We start from the raw sequence: 14,473 nt of genomic DNA, 5'->3' as shown, positions 1-14,473 counted from the left end.
ATTGAAAATAATGTCATTTTTTCATTGAAGTGGGATTTGGGACAGCCTGTATAGAAACACTTAATCTCAAAAGAGGACAGAAGGAAGGAAAAGGTATCTGGTTGGAGAAAAATAATAGCTTTAGGATATTTGGATTTTATCAAGAACCGAAGACTTTATCATTCATCATCAACTATAAGGGGATACTATTTTTACTCCAGAGCGGGGTAGGGTAGTCAGGATATCCCGACGGGCTCATAACCCGTAGATCAATGGTTCGAATCCATTCCCCGCTATAAGTGAATTATGAATTTTTGTGTGAAATTTTTTTAATCAATCGATAACTTTAAATATTAATAATGATAAGTATCATTATCATGAGATGCTGCTTAAATGCAGGTTTAATATTCCTGATTGTATTCTTTTTGTTCATTCAGCCCTCTTATGGAATTACCAGCACCACAATTCAGATCGAAGTGAACGGTAGTAATAATTTGCCGGTCAAAGAAGCAACAATAGAGGTTTTTCCTATTAATGTGCCTAATGCCTCCAGTTTATACTTTTATACAAATGAAAACGGGACTGCACTTTTTCAAGGCGAGCAAAATCAGACATACACATTCAAGATTATGGCTGAAAACTATGAACCTTTATCGAAGAACGTAACGATTTTACCGCTTATTACTGAGAATAAATTAAAGTTTACATTAAGTCTGCTAAAAAATCAGAATGATTCCGAGTTTTGGCTTATTTTTGTGCCGGCAGTAATTGGATTTTTGGTATTTGCTTATCGATATTTTATATTTTACCTTGGTCACTGGATTCCCTATCCAAAATTGAAATCGATAGTTTTCACTTTATTATTAATGATATTGGCACTGTCATGGCCGATCGTACTTTTAATCTTACTTCACAATAATATAGATAACATTTTATTAGGAAACACGAGCTTTAGTGTTTATATCCCAATTTTCGCATTGATTGGTGTAATTTCTTATCTTTTAAAAAGCATTGAAGAGACTTTTTGTCAGAATATACCAAAATGTAAGAAGGAAAGCATAGAATGGGTATATATTCGAAGAATCACGATTGCGCCTTATATAGCAATATTAGGTATTTATTTCCTGCCGGATTCAACCAGGCAAAATCTTAGTTTCCTAATCCTATTTTCCTTTTTTACAGGTATGTTTACTAAAACAATAGAAGAATGGTTATATAAATCAATTCAAGGGCTATTACCGGAGGAATTACGGAAAGAGCTTGAAGAAAGGAAAGGATATAACATCGATGAATCTGAACTTGTCGTGAGGCTTAATGTGGAAGAAGACGTTGCTTTCACGTTGAATCATAAGAATATTAAATCTGTTGAACAACTTGCCTTAGCTGATTTTGAAAAGCTAAAAAAATATGGGGGAATAAACAAAAAATACTTTGATTCTATTTCTGAGAAAGCTAAGGATCAACTTGCTGAAATAAAAATATTAAAAGAATTTTTAGATTTGACCCCAACTGAATTGAAGTTGCTGATTGATAAAGCGAAAGTTTATTCAATAAAAGATTTTGCAAATGTTGATATTGATTCAATTAATTGGGAAATGACGGCAGCTGCTGAAAATACAAAAATTTCAAACACACTTAAGCAAAAGCAAATCAAAGCAAAAGAGTTTGTAAAATCCGAAGATTTCAATCTCCTTTCTTTAGAAGATATCAAAAAATTGAGTGAAATTTGCACGAATAAAACTGAGAATGAATTTAATGTCATATTGAGTTTGCATATAGACCTGAAAAAATTAAAGATTCCTGGCTGGAGCGTGGAAGATACGATTAATATCAGAAATATCCCGATCACAACAATTGAGCAATTAAAAGAACAATCTTCTACAGAAGAAAATATGAAAATTCTTCAGGATAAAATGAAAGATAGTCCACGTATCCTGAAATTATTTGAGAAAATAAAACAATAGCAAAATTTATTATTTTTCCTCATCTCTCGTTATCCAGTAGACTGCCTTGTACTTCTCCGCAAAACCGAAGATATTTTTGGCCATTACCGCCCTGCCATATTCCTTAAGATCGCCGCCCTGGTCGTAAATGAAAGTATTTTCACCGAGTTTTGTCACTTTAAATATCTCCCCTTTCTCTTCTGTCCCCACATGCAGGACATCCCCTATTTTTAAATCCTGTATCTTTGGCCTGATTGTTGTTTTTTCTACCATAATATCACTTGTGTCGCTTTTCTGTACTGCATGTATTTATAATTAGTCAACGACCCTTGGCAAGCATCTATGTCAGTGTGTTAATTTGATCATCCTATCATTACTTGTTGTTATTAATATAACAGGCAATGCCGTTAGTTTACGGTTTCATGAGCGTTCCATTTTTTAGATTGCTTGTTCCACATTACATATTTTAGCTGTTCCATCACATGATACTTCAGCGTCTGATATAATATGACAAAAAGAAAATTAGTACCGTCTTCAATCTTTAAAATATTCATGGTTATAGCAACCCTCACATTACTCCTGATACCATTAGCTACAGCCGAATTCTCCCAGATATCAGCCACTTCAGACATAACTGGCAAAGTCGTTCGCCCTGGTGACACCGTTGAATTCACAACAACACTGCAAAAATTCTACAATACCACAAAAAGCGTTTCAGTCAAGCTATTCATAGATAAAAAACCAGACGACTGGCTTGCCGGCTTCTACGCGGATAACAACCAGGTAAGCCAGGTAACCTTCCCGGCAGGCTCAACCGATTCAAAGCAGGTTGTTCTGAGAGTGCGGGTGCCAGCCAACACCAGCGATGGCTCCTACCTGATAAGGATAGGGTTGCAGCCTTTTGGCGAGGATGTTACCAATTATGAATTGATATACCGTGATTTTGCCGCGATCGTGGACAGGAACGCCATGCCTAACCTTGACATATACTCAGGCATACCCGGCAGAAAAACCCATCCGGGCATTCCTGCCAGGTTCAGCGTAACGGTTGAGAATAAATACGACAGCAGGGCGACAGTAAAGCTCTCAGTGCTCTCAAAGCCAGATGGATGGGGCGTGGACATGCTCTCTTCAGACGGCGCAAGGATCACAAAAATGAGTATTCCTGCAAAAAGCAAGCAGGATTTTGAGGTTGTCGCCCAGCCTCCAACCAATCCAACCGACGGGGATTATGAAGTGCTGGTAGGAGCGTCCATGGACAGCAGCAGCCAGGTCATCTCACTGCCGCTAAGTGTTACCATTAATCCTGAGCTTGATCCAACCCAGGCGTTGAGCGCATATCTTGAAATGCGCTCGGCTATAGCAGGTCTTGAAGTCCGGCCTGAGAATACAGCAGAGTTTGCCGTATCCCTGAAAAACAGGTACGACCAGCAGCTTAAGCTGAACCTGAAAGCGCTGGATAAGCCGCAAGGTTGGAATGTCGAATTCCTCTCAGATACGGATGATGATGTGAGACTGACCATGCTTGAGCTGCCAGCCAAAGGCGAGCAGAAGTTCAAGGTAAAGATCAAACCTTCCCTGAATGCCAGCGATGGAATCTATCCTGTACTTGTGGGTGCTGTGAGCGGGGATGACAGGAGCGTATCCCAGAGACTTGAGGTCACTGTCAATAAAGGTCTTGAGAAAAGCCAGATACTCAGCCTTTATCCGAGTTACAATGATGTGACTTTAAATCCAGGCGGCTCAACAGAAATCAGGGTAACCTTAAGAAACGGAGGGGATGAGGCTTTGAGCAATGTGCAGCTTGAGATTCAGGAAGTCAGCGGCATCAGCACTGAGATCAGGAGCTTCGGGACAATAGAAAAACTGGAGGCTGGCGAATCAAGGAATATTCCAGTTGAAATCACAGCGAGAGCAGACGCAGGCTCAGGAATAAAAGAGATATTTATGCGTGCCAAGAGCGGCGATATCCAGGGCGAGGAAAAGAGCATTAAAGTAAATGTGGAAAAATCCGGTTCAAGCGGGGTGGCAGGAATCGGGATGGTGGTGCTGGCTATTATTGCACTGGTATTTATAATACGTAAATTTGGAAGAAGATAGATATGAATAAAGAAATCAGTCAAAATGAAAACATTATAGAAACCATAAATCTTACCAAGCGTTTTGGTAAGAAAAATGAGGTTGTAGCAGTGGATTCGCTTAACCTGAGCGTTAAAAAAGGCGAAGTCTTTGGCTTCGTTGGTCCCAATGGCGCAGGCAAGACCACCACAATGAAGATGCTTATAGGCTTGCTTGAGCCTACAGGCGGCTCTGGCAAGGTAGCAGGCTTCGACATCGTGAGAGAAGTCATCAAGATAAGGGAAGCCACAGGAGTTTTGCCTGAACCTGCTGGATATTATGACAACCTCACTGCAAGGCAGAACCTCAGGTTCTATGCAAAGCTCTATGATATCGATGAAAAGACGAGAGAGAAGCGGATTGTTGACCTGCTCGAACTGGTGGGTCTTAGCCGTGCTATAGACCAGAGAACAGGCGGATTTTCAACTGGCATGAGAAAGCGTTTCGGTCTTGCCCAGGCGTTGATAAATGAGCCAGGTGTTCTGTTCCTGGACGAGCCTACAAGCGGTATCGATCCTCTTGGTGCCCAGATGATGCGGGATTTGATTAAGAAGCTCAGCAAAGAAAAAGGAGTAACAGTGTTCCTGAGCAGCCACAGCATGGCGGAGGTTGAGGAGATATGCGACAGAATTGGTGTGATTTCACGCGGTAAGCTGCTTGCCGTAGGTACGGTAGAAGAACTCAGGGACAAAGTAAGGGAAAAGGTAGGCATCAGGTATGCCCTTGAAGTCCAGAATTTGCCAGTGCAGAGAGTTATAGAGGGCTTGAAAAGATTGAAATGTGTGCGTTCGGTGGAGCCCGTGAATGGTCATGTATCACTTCTTACGGATTTAGGTGCACGTATGGAAATAGCTATGGAAGTAAATTTGATGGGTGGAGTCATATCAAGATTCGAGGAAGAAAGAATGGATTTGCAGAGGGTGTTCCTGAAGCTGATAGAGGAGATGGCGTAAGATTTATATTGAGGTGAATTATGAAACGAAATATTGAAAATGTTTTCGTGATAGCGCAAAAAGAGTTTGCTGACAGCCTCTGGAGTCCAAGGTTCTATTTGATTCTGGGAGTATTTATGATAGCACTTCTTGTGAACGGGTATCAAGCAGGACAGAATATTTCTGGTATGCCACGTATGGGCGACTTTGGAGGTCTTTCTCCACTTACGATGGGTTTTATGAGTTTCGCATCCCAGATGAGCATGCTTGGCTCTTTGACAGCAATCATACTCGGATTTGACGCTATTGTCAAAGAGAGGAAATCAGGCTCGCTTAATGTGCTTCTAACGCATCCTGTCTATAGAGACCAGGTGATTACAGGCAAGCTTATTGGTATGATGATTATGCTTGGTTTAGTAGTATTTATTGCAGTTGGGGCATCCATGGGTGTGATGCTTGGTGTGTCCGGGATAACGATATCAGCAGAGTTTATTGGCAGGATAATTGTGTTTATAATTCTGGCATTTTTATTTATGTTGAGCTATCTGGCACTCTCTGTAGCTCTGTCTACTTTTACAAAGGAGTCATCAGATTCACTTATTTACAGTATTGTGGTATGGCTAGTGCTCGGTTTGCTTCTAAGTACGATTGCGTACACGGCAGCAGGGATAATTACAGGGGAGCAAAAGATGTTTGAGGTATCTTCGGATGATCCTTCTTCTATGGAAAAAATGGAAAAGAGAGATAAAATTGCCCAGAATATTATGTCTATATCTCCCTCCATACATTTTATTGAACTCGTAACAGGACCTCAGAAATCTGGAATACAGTTCATTGCTCCTGGCGGTAGGCCAGATGAGACGCCTTCTGAGATGCAAGGCCTATTTGATACAGGCTTCACTTTTGGCTACTGGCTAGAGCAGAATTGGGTTAACCTGATTGTATTGATGGTTATTCCTGTAATCCTGTTGTTGATGTCTTATATGGCTTTCATGAGGCAGGATATAACATTATAGAGCTTTAAGGAAAATTCCAAGGTAAATAGTCTATAAAATACGATTGTGCAGAGTTCGGACTGGAAGTCTTTAAGGTATCCAGTCCATGTATATTATATACTTTATTCGCTCGTCTGTAAGAAACCGTTGCTTCTACTGCCGATGTCGATTTCAGAACCGATATACTGATCGAATATTTCATCTGGATTTTTACTGAGAGCAATGGTATGACCCATAATAGCGACTTTATTTTAGTCTGATTTCCATTTTTTTAGGCATCGTTATTCGGAGAAAAAACAATTCATGAGGATACACGATCTGATTTTGTGCAAAATAATATGGATATCATTATTGTTGCTTTTATGAATTTACCTGGAAATGTCTTTTAGATCACGGTTTTATAGTTGTTCCATTTTTTGGAACGATTGTTCCACATTACATATTTTGGCTGTTCCACCTTAGGCTGGTTTGGCATGCGAGCACAAAGCGCAGCATGACAAAAAGAAAAGGAGGTGAAAAGAAATGAGGAAAACATCAATGATTAAGGTTGTGGGGATTGCAATGCTTCTAATGGTAGTGGCAGTAGCATTCCCAGCAAGTGCAGAAGTGACTACATATAAAATAAACACTGATGGCACCAAAGCGCTGGTCAATAGTAGCAATAGTCCCACAGTTACAATAGATGGGAATGGTAGCCTGAATGCAGATACATCAAAGCCCTCTGAAACAATAGATGCATTTGCAGCAGTTACATACCACTATGCATCAGCAACAAATTACCGAACAGGTTGGAGTTGCAGTGCATCATCACCTAACTATGGCGGCGGTGCGAGTGCACAATCTAGCGGCACTTCTGTATCATGTAGCTATTGGTAAGCTAATAGGTATATAACAGATGAATATATAAAATTTTGGTTGGCTATTATTTAGCCGACTTAATTTTTTTATTTTTCAGGAGGTATAAAAATTAGGATCAAATACACAAAAGTTAGCATCATACTCTTGTCAATATTACTGATTAATGGATGCATCTACAACGCTAAGAATGAAAATAATGCTACTTATGGGAAGCCTATAAACTTTACAACATACACAGATAGTGAATTCAATATATCTATCGAGTATCCGGCCGACTGGGAAGTTGTTCAAAATGAATCAAGAATTTCCTTCATTTTACCAAAAAAATCCAAAGATGGATACACTACTTTAAACATACAAGCATTGTTATCAATTGATAGTGGTGGAAAATATGAATCGACTGAAAATGTTGTGTCAGATTTGATGCAGCAGTTTCAAGAAAAGACAAAGAATTTAAGAATAAACTACAAAAGAGAAAGTATTTTGGGTAAATCAAAAGGTAAAGAACTTAATGTTTCTTACACCCTTAATGATGTAAATTATACTCAAACAATGATTATTGCAAAGGAGAATAATTATTTTTATGCTCTTACATATTTCTCTCCATCAGCACAGTACGAGGAATATACTTATACATATATACGGGCTAAAAACTCGTTTAATTCTATCGGCACTAAAATTTGATACCTATTGTGACAAACTATGCACATGCTAAAAGAGTGAATTAAGTGAAAGAAATTAAAACCAAAGCAAGGTTATTGGGTATACTGATCGGAATCGGGATAAGTATAGTCGCAATAGCATATATGACTGGTGTATCAGAACAGTTGCCCGTAGGATTTCAAACCAGATTAGTTGCGGTAATAGATGGCAATAATGGGACTGTGAATTTAATTCAGGATGAAAAAATAGTACAGACCATAAAACTACCTGACGGCGTAAAAGGCGTCGAGTATTTTTATGATGGAAAGAATAAAAAAATCATGATAAAGTACGTAACAGATGAACAATTAGATAGTCAGAGAGCTGTAAGTAAAAAAGTATTAGATAAAGCTATTCAAATAGTTGAATCCGATGAGAACGTGCAGCAACTCATCAGCGGGAAGGAATATACAATACCAGTGAGTGGAGTAATGCAAGATTCTGAAGCAAAAGTTATCATGGTAATAGGGGAAAAAAATTATGAAGTTATTGTGAACCTCAGCACTGAGAAAGTAGTTACCACTGAAGAAGCAAAAGAGCTAAATAATAGTTTTAATATTAATTCAAGCGGTGGCGGTGCAATTATATACTCTAAAAAGTAAGATTCATGCGTATACTAAAGCAAATTAGTTTTGGAAGTGAAATATTGGATATTCATGGTAAAACGGCATTTATGGCTGCGTTATTCATAGCCTCTATATTCATGATAGGCATAAAAATGATAACCCCTACGCCCATCAATATTTTTATGGAGGGAAGCGATGTAATTGCGAGTCAGATTCCAGGCTTTTATACACGTGCTGACATGTTCATTACTGCATTTTTTGCCTGTCTACTCGGAATCAGTACAATGTACCTTCTATTTTTTGACTCTAAAGCTGCTTTGAGCAAAAACTTGGAACATATTTTAACTGACAACGTGCACTTGGCCAAGCTTCCACAAGTAGAATCTCCTGATGAATCTGTAACAGCAAAATATAATACGGAGGATATTCTGAAAGTTATGAAAGGGAATGATCGAAAAGTGATAGAACTACTTGTAGAGTTTGGTGAACTGAACCAAGCTGAGCTTGCATCAAGAGCAGATATTCCAAAATCTACTCTTTCAAGAACACTTCTAGACTTGGAAAGAAGAGGCGTAATTATCAGATATGAAAACGGAATGAGCAAGATGGTGAAGCTGGCAGACGCTCTTCAGAAGTAAAAAAATAACATTTTTTCCCATTTCACCTGATGGTACAGCCTATGCCCCTGAGAAGTTTCTCAATACTCCCCTGCACAATAGCTGCATCACGATCTCCAAATATTGTGAGCCTGTACGTAACACTTTGTATATTTTGTTTGTTATAAACATCGATGATCTGCACAGATACAATTCCTTCCTCGCATGCGATGACGCTTTTTATGATATCTGCATCAGAAGCAGCAGGAATATAAACGGATACATCCCGTGTCACATTTATTAAATTTGCTGATTTCCATGCATATAATTCCAGTTCATTTAAGAGTCTGACATTCTCAATAAGGAATTCGATCTTTTTCCCGCCCCGTTCCAGGATAACGGTTCTTGGCGTTACTTTTTTGACAATCCCGATATGAATAACACCTGAGTAGATGTGCTTGATTGCGCGCTCGCTGCCTGTGGAGCGCATGAGCTCCTCATGTTCGGCAATTTTAGTGCCAATGAGCTTATCCGAGCGCCTGAGCGCTGATTCGGTATCTCCAAAATGTGCAGCCGCTTTTTTCATAAGGCTCACAAAGCCCTCAATATCTTTCCTTTGTACCATTTCTGCTATCAGGTTGCACTGGTCGATGTAAGCCTTATGCACCTTTGCCACTTCCGGATTCATCTGTATCATGGCATACAGGTACGGGTTTTGGGCAAGAATCCTTCCTACAAGGTCAAGCATAATATCATACATGGGGCTCATGAACCTGCGTGATTTTGCAACATCGAATTCAAGCTCCCTGAAAACCGTTCCTATGGTAATATAAGCAAAATGCGTAAGACCCTGGATAACGGCCATCATCCTGTCATGCTCCAGAGCATCCAATATCTCTATATGTGCGCCATTATCCTCGTACAGACTTTTTATTAAAGGCAACCATTTTGAACTCCTTTCATTGGCAGGTGTAAAAATCACTATCTGTCCCCTTATATCCGGAATTGAAGGGCCAAACATAGGATGCGATCCCAGTATCTCAACATTTCGCGGTGCATACTTAATCATGGCTTCCATCGGGCCTGTTTTTATGGAAGTGATGTCCATGAGCAGACTTCCCGGGGACATTCTGGGAGCAATATTTGAAATCGTTTTTTCAGTGATATTTATCGGAACAGATATCATAACGATATCGCTTGTCTTAATTTCATTGTCAAGATCATCTGCAAAAACTACACCCAGGTCTTGTGCAACCTCTTTTTTCTTATTGATACCCCATATGGCAACATCAAACCCGTGTTTTTTATAAAACTTCGCAAACCACCGGCCAGTTTCTCCAGTCCCACCGATTATTAATATTTTCATGCGAGTTTCTCCCTCACAGCCTTTTCCATTATATCAACAGGCGGTATCTTTCCAGTCCATATATTAAACGCCTCTGCTCCCTGGTACACAAGCATCTTCACGCCATCTATTGTTTTTGCTCCAGCTGTTTTTGCTTCCTGGAGCAATCGAGTATTGAGGGGATTATAGACAATATCAAAAACAACAAGGTCACTGTGCATTATGTCTGAGGTCACAAGTGTTTCACCAACTTTCGGGAACATGCCGATGGCAGTTGAATTTATAAGAATATCGCTATTCTTGACCAGATTTTTAAGATCAGTAAGATCTGATGCATTTATTTTTCCGACACTTCCTACATCTTTTGCAAGAGATATTGCTCTTTCCGGTGTCCTGTTGGCAATGGTCACATTGGCTCCCTCTGTCGCAAGCGTGAACGCGATCGCTCTTGCAGCGCCCCCGGCGCCCAGAAGCAGGACATTTTTTCCTTTGATCTCCACACTACTTTCGGTGAGTGCCATTTTGGCCCCGAGTCCGTCAGTGTTATAACCAATGATTCCTTTTTTAAAATCAACGGTATTTACAGCGCCAATTTGTTTTGCCAGGTCTGTGGGCTTAACTATCTCAAGAGCTTTCTCCTTCAGGGGAATTGTAAGATTTAAGCCACCAAAACCAAGCGCATAGGCCCCCTGGATCGCATCGTGAAGAGAATCCTTGCTTACCCTGAACGCATGATATTCGCAGTCCATACCAAGTGCTTTAAACGCTGCATTATGCATTGCGGGTGAAAGACTGTGTGATACAGGATCGCCAAGAACGCCGAATAGCTTCATGGTATCCTGATTGAAAGTGATGGTTAAAAAATATTATGGAGAATCCGTATTACGGCCAGATACCGTATGATGCATTTAATACAAGCACTGCAAGTCCACTCAATACTGCTATAGTAACAACGGTTTTTGGCTCGATCAATACAGCTGTCTCTTCAGAATCGTAGTATCTCATTAAACCGGCTGAAGACATCAAGCCGCTACCTTCTTTCTTTTGTGCCATGAAAGATACTAATGTTTTTTATAGGATTTCAAGGTATCGTTAAGAAAAAGCTGTATAAATCTACTTCCTGAACACTCCCAAAAGCATTTTGATGCCAAAGATTAGTATCAGTGTAGCCCATATTTCGAATTCAAAATTAAAATATTTCGCGATCCCTAATATCAATCCGACTATGCCAAGCCAGGTAGTAAAATCACTGATATTGATCTTCCAGGCGACCCGCAGCAGGTTCAACAAAAGAAGGATTACACCGCATCCTGCATAAATGATTCCCCATTTTTCTGTGCTGTCTATCTTCTTTAGGCTTTCAAGTATCCAGCTTCCTCCGATAAGAATAAAAAACAATGCCCATGATAATTTCACAAGCTTGAAGTTGAGCATACGCCTGGCGAAGAGTGCCTTTTCATCCATCACGACTTCTACTTTTGCCATGTGCGCCATAATAAACCTCCTGAACTTTAAGGATTTCTCATGTATGATGCATAACATTGATATGATGTTAGAGTCATTACGGCGGTGGTGATGTTATGAGTGAATGTTTCTTATGTCATACTGCTCTTGAACCGGTTAACGACGCTGAAATTGAAGGCGTGGATCTATGTGTTGACTGCTGCGAAAATATGGATACTGTAATAAGGGATTATATCTCATCGAGCCCGGGCGGGCTTGACCTTGTCCTGGATATAATCGCAGATGAAATTTCAAATCCTGAAAGCAAACTGAGGGATGCCCTGAAAGATGTTATCCGCGAGGTAATATCGGAAAATTAAAAAAAGATTGTAATTTGTCTTTTTTTAAAAAGTCCACCTGTTTGATTATCCGGTAAAAGAAGTGACCTTCTGGTATTAATTTTCATAGATTTCTTGTCCATAAACAAAGGTTGTTTGGTGGTGATTCTGAAGAGGAAATATTCGACACTTTCATAAAAAATATCAAAATAGCGAAGTCATTTAAATACTACGCCATTTTGATGGATTGTTTGACTGTTTTTATTGCGATAGGATCAATATATTAATCCTACTGCTGCTGTTTCTCCACCTCCGGAGTACGAATATATCATAATGTTATTCGTGCCCGAACCTGCAGCAGGTCCGGCTATCTCCTCAGGCCAGCTAGTGGTTCCAGATGCATCATAACTGGTTGTTGTAGGCGGCGAATTCCATTTCGTAAATAGATCGAAATCGCTGCCGTCCGGACCTGAATTAAATGCGTACCCTATTCCAGCGCCGTTGTGTGAGAACGAACCTTCGTAGCCTGTGCCAGGAACTGTACCGAACCGTTTTCCACTGTCAGAGTATGAACCTGAAAGTACCCAGGATTTCCAGCTACCACTACTGTTGTAGGAATTTACCATTATGTAAAGCGTTCCTGACCCCTGCGTTTGGAAATATTCCAGAGATGTAGATGAATAACCTGCAGCATCATAGCTGCCGGTAGTAGGTGGACTTCCCCATCTGGCATAAAGATCAAAATCTGCATTCTCATTCCCCGCCATTACTACAGAAACAATAGAAGGCGCTGGAATAGCGACCGAATAAGTGTAGCTATTCCCGGTACCAGAGAGCGATCCGCTCTGGCTGGATAATAACTTTCCTTTAGTGACGGCTGCATACGCGTTGACCTTGCCGTAACCATAATAGATATCCTGACCAGCTGAACCGAGATCAACTGCAGTATCTCTCAATACCTCACGAACTTTCTGGTTGCTAAACGTGGGGTTCTGCGACCATATAAGGGCTGCTACGCCTGAAACATGTGGTGCTGCCATAGATGTGCCGCTCTTATTTTCGTACTGGTTATTGCGAATTGTTGAGTTTATATTAACTCCAGGCGCGACCAGTTCAAGCTTGGCACCATAGTTTGAGAACCAAGCACGTTGATCACTGGAATCAGTTGCGCCAACTGCAATGACATCGGTATAATTTGCCGGGTATCTTATTACACCACTACCTTCATTTCCAGATGCGGCAACGAGGAGAGAGCCTCTGCTCCAAGCATATTCAGTAGCGCTTCTAACTTCATCATAATCATATGCCCATCCAAAGCTCATGCTTATGACTTTCGCACTATTGTTAGCGGCATAACGAATGCCTTTAGCAGTTAAGTCTGGGTAAGGTTGATATTGATCACCTATCTTTACCGCGAGTATACTTACCTGTGCAACACCGGCAATGCCTTTATTGTTATCCATTATGGCGCCAATTATTCCAGAAACATGCGTTCCATGATTGACATCATCCATAGGGTCACTATTATTATTGATGAAATTCCACCCTTTAATAACACGTCCAGATAGGTCTTCATGGTTATAATCAACACCTGTATCGAGCACGGCAACGGTAATACCTGTACTGCCTTTCTGATAATCCCACGCATCAGGAGCGTATATTTTTCTCGCTCCCCATTGAAGATCCCACTTTGGATCATTAGGTGTATAACCGTAGTATTGACCAATAGCTCTTGGATGCGCAGAGCTGATATATGGATCGGCAGAAACCTTTTTGAGAAAACCTGTAATATCATCGGTTTCAAAAACAGCAAACATCAGAACATCTTCCACATCCTTAATCTTAACACCGTACTTTAACGCAAAATCCTCAAGAGAAGGGGGTAACCTCCAGAAGACGGCAGTTACTTCGTTAGCAACGTATTTATCCTCCATATCCGCTGGAAATACTACCTTAGGCTCCAGTGAGTATGCCTTATCTGGTTTAAGGAACATAAATTCATCTTTAAATACTCTCTCGACACCGGGATCCTTTGAGACCTCGTCAATGAAATCCAATGTTCTCTGGCTGGTCTTTCCCGGTTCTCCAACTGGTCTTGTTTCAAACGCAGCCAATTTAATGTCTTGCTTGGCAAATATCAGCTTTGCATCATACTTTGAAGCAAAAGCTTCAAGCGACGGCATCTCTTTGAAGTAGACAATAACAGCTTCTCTGATTACAGGTATAGGAAGACCTCTGTCTGGAGTATTCGCAACATTACTCACAACAGACGCTTCCTGCCCTGACGTTTTTGAGGGTACTTGTTCCTGAGCATTTGGAGCAATATCAATCCTCATAGGAGCATACCGCTCTGGTATTTTTGGAGGCAATTGCTCTTCATTGGCATTAGGAGTGGTCTCAACCTTTGGAGGTACATCACTTTTATCATTCGCGGCTAGCCCTCCCATTATTCCACCGAACAGCAGTAATGCCGCTATTCCAAAAATAAACAATTTCTTTTTCATTTTTTCACCTCTATATTATACATAACCCCCTGAATTATTATGCAAAGATACTACAAATGATGTAATCCTGCATACTTTACCGATTGTTATGCACAGGATTATTACGATTTTAGTTCTGATAAAATATTTGACTGTTTCAATCTACGTTGAAACA

Annotated in this window: 15 protein-coding genes and 1 tRNA gene; 10 read left to right on the top strand and 6 right to left on the bottom strand. The window is 40.3% G+C overall.

What is annotated here, in order from left to right; genetic code table 11:
* The first annotated feature begins 200 nt into the window (after positions 1–200).
* Positions 201–275, top strand: a tRNA-Met gene (locus CL181_RS16375).
* Positions 276–356: 81 nt separating this feature from the next.
* Complete coding sequence (locus tag CL181_RS16370) at positions 357–1,943, top strand: hypothetical protein (RefSeq protein WP_141398950.1); 1,587 nt, start codon at positions 357–359, stop codon at positions 1,941–1,943.
* A gap of 9 nt (positions 1,944–1,952) precedes the next feature.
* Here CL181_RS16370 and CL181_RS16365 read toward each other — a convergent pair whose 3' ends face one another.
* Positions 1,953–2,195, bottom strand: coding sequence for a hypothetical protein (locus CL181_RS16365; protein ID WP_097300399.1), 243 nt, complete (start codon positions 2,193–2,195; stop codon positions 1,953–1,955).
* A 279-nt stretch (positions 2,196–2,474) separates the two neighbouring features.
* On the opposite strand from CL181_RS16365, the gene CL181_RS16360 reads away from it, so the two are divergent.
* The 7 genes from CL181_RS16360 to CL181_RS16330 all read left to right on the top strand — a co-directional run bounded on the left by CL181_RS16360 (position 2,475) and on the right by CL181_RS16330 (position 8,731).
* Positions 2,475–4,022, top strand: coding sequence for a hypothetical protein (locus CL181_RS16360; protein WP_255251612.1), 1,548 nt, complete (start codon positions 2,475–2,477; stop codon positions 4,020–4,022).
* A gap of 2 nt (positions 4,023–4,024) precedes the next feature.
* Positions 4,025–4,993, top strand: a complete 969-nt coding sequence (locus CL181_RS16355) for an ABC transporter ATP-binding protein (protein WP_097300397.1) — start codon at positions 4,025–4,027, stop codon at positions 4,991–4,993.
* 20 nt (positions 4,994–5,013) lie between these two features.
* Positions 5,014–5,988 (top strand): ABC transporter permease, encoded by a 975-nt coding sequence (locus CL181_RS16350; RefSeq protein WP_097300396.1) that lies wholly within the window; start codon positions 5,014–5,016, stop codon positions 5,986–5,988.
* Between the two features lie 501 nt (positions 5,989–6,489).
* Positions 6,490–6,843 carry a hypothetical protein gene (locus tag CL181_RS16345; protein ID WP_097300395.1) on the top strand — a complete coding sequence of 118 codons (354 nt, stop codon included), beginning with the start codon at positions 6,490–6,492 and terminating at the stop codon, positions 6,841–6,843.
* A gap of 126 nt (positions 6,844–6,969) precedes the next feature.
* Complete coding sequence (locus tag CL181_RS16340; protein ID WP_097300394.1) at positions 6,970–7,509, top strand: DcrB-related protein; 540 nt, start codon at positions 6,970–6,972, stop codon at positions 7,507–7,509.
* A gap of 44 nt (positions 7,510–7,553) precedes the next feature.
* Positions 7,554–8,129, top strand: a complete 576-nt coding sequence (locus CL181_RS16335; protein ID WP_097300393.1) for a hypothetical protein — start codon at positions 7,554–7,556, stop codon at positions 8,127–8,129.
* 44 nt (positions 8,130–8,173) lie between these two features.
* Positions 8,174–8,731 (top strand): winged helix-turn-helix transcriptional regulator, encoded by a 558-nt coding sequence (locus tag CL181_RS16330; protein ID WP_176505282.1) that lies wholly within the window; start codon positions 8,174–8,176, stop codon positions 8,729–8,731.
* 22 nt (positions 8,732–8,753) lie between these two features.
* On the opposite strand, the gene CL181_RS16325 is transcribed toward CL181_RS16330, so the two are convergent.
* The 4 genes from CL181_RS16325 to CL181_RS16310 are packed head-to-tail and all read right to left on the bottom strand — an operon-like array spanning position 8,754 to position 11,528.
* On the bottom strand, positions 8,754–10,055 hold the full coding sequence (locus CL181_RS16325; protein WP_097300391.1) for a prephenate dehydrogenase: 1,302 nt from the start codon (positions 10,053–10,055) through the stop codon (positions 8,754–8,756).
* Positions 10,052–10,867 (bottom strand): shikimate dehydrogenase, encoded by an 816-nt coding sequence (gene aroE, locus CL181_RS16320; protein WP_097300390.1) that lies wholly within the window; start codon positions 10,865–10,867, stop codon positions 10,052–10,054. The genes CL181_RS16325 and aroE overlap by 4 nt, the downstream gene beginning before the upstream one ends.
* Before the next feature lie 49 nt (positions 10,868–10,916).
* The gene (locus CL181_RS16315; protein ID WP_097300389.1) at positions 10,917–11,087 is read right to left on the bottom strand and encodes a preprotein translocase subunit Sec61beta; all 171 of its coding nucleotides are present in this window, start codon (positions 11,085–11,087) and stop codon (positions 10,917–10,919) included.
* Positions 11,088–11,147: 60 nt separating this feature from the next.
* Positions 11,148–11,528, bottom strand: a complete 381-nt coding sequence (locus CL181_RS16310; RefSeq protein WP_097300388.1) for a hypothetical protein — start codon at positions 11,526–11,528, stop codon at positions 11,148–11,150.
* 86 nt (positions 11,529–11,614) lie between these two features.
* On the opposite strand from CL181_RS16310, the gene CL181_RS16305 reads away from it, so the two are divergent.
* Entirely contained in the window at positions 11,615–11,857 is a 243-nt protein-coding gene (locus CL181_RS16305) for a hypothetical protein (protein ID WP_097300387.1), read from the top strand.
* A 233-nt stretch (positions 11,858–12,090) separates the two neighbouring features.
* Here the strand turns inward: CL181_RS16305 and CL181_RS16300 are convergent, their stop codons facing one another.
* Positions 12,091–14,319: a S8 family serine peptidase gene (locus tag CL181_RS16300; RefSeq protein ID WP_097300386.1), complete on the bottom strand. Its 2,229-nt coding sequence runs from the start codon at positions 14,317–14,319 to the stop codon at positions 12,091–12,093.
* Positions 14,320–14,473 lie beyond the last annotated feature (154 nt).

The sequence above is a fragment of the Candidatus Methanoperedens sp. BLZ2 genome (assembly GCF_002487355.1).
Taxonomy (GTDB): domain Archaea; phylum Halobacteriota; class Methanosarcinia; order Methanosarcinales; family Methanoperedenaceae; genus Methanoperedens.
Note: the sequence above shows the minus strand (reverse complement) of the source record. Positions and strands in the feature narration are given on the sequence as shown.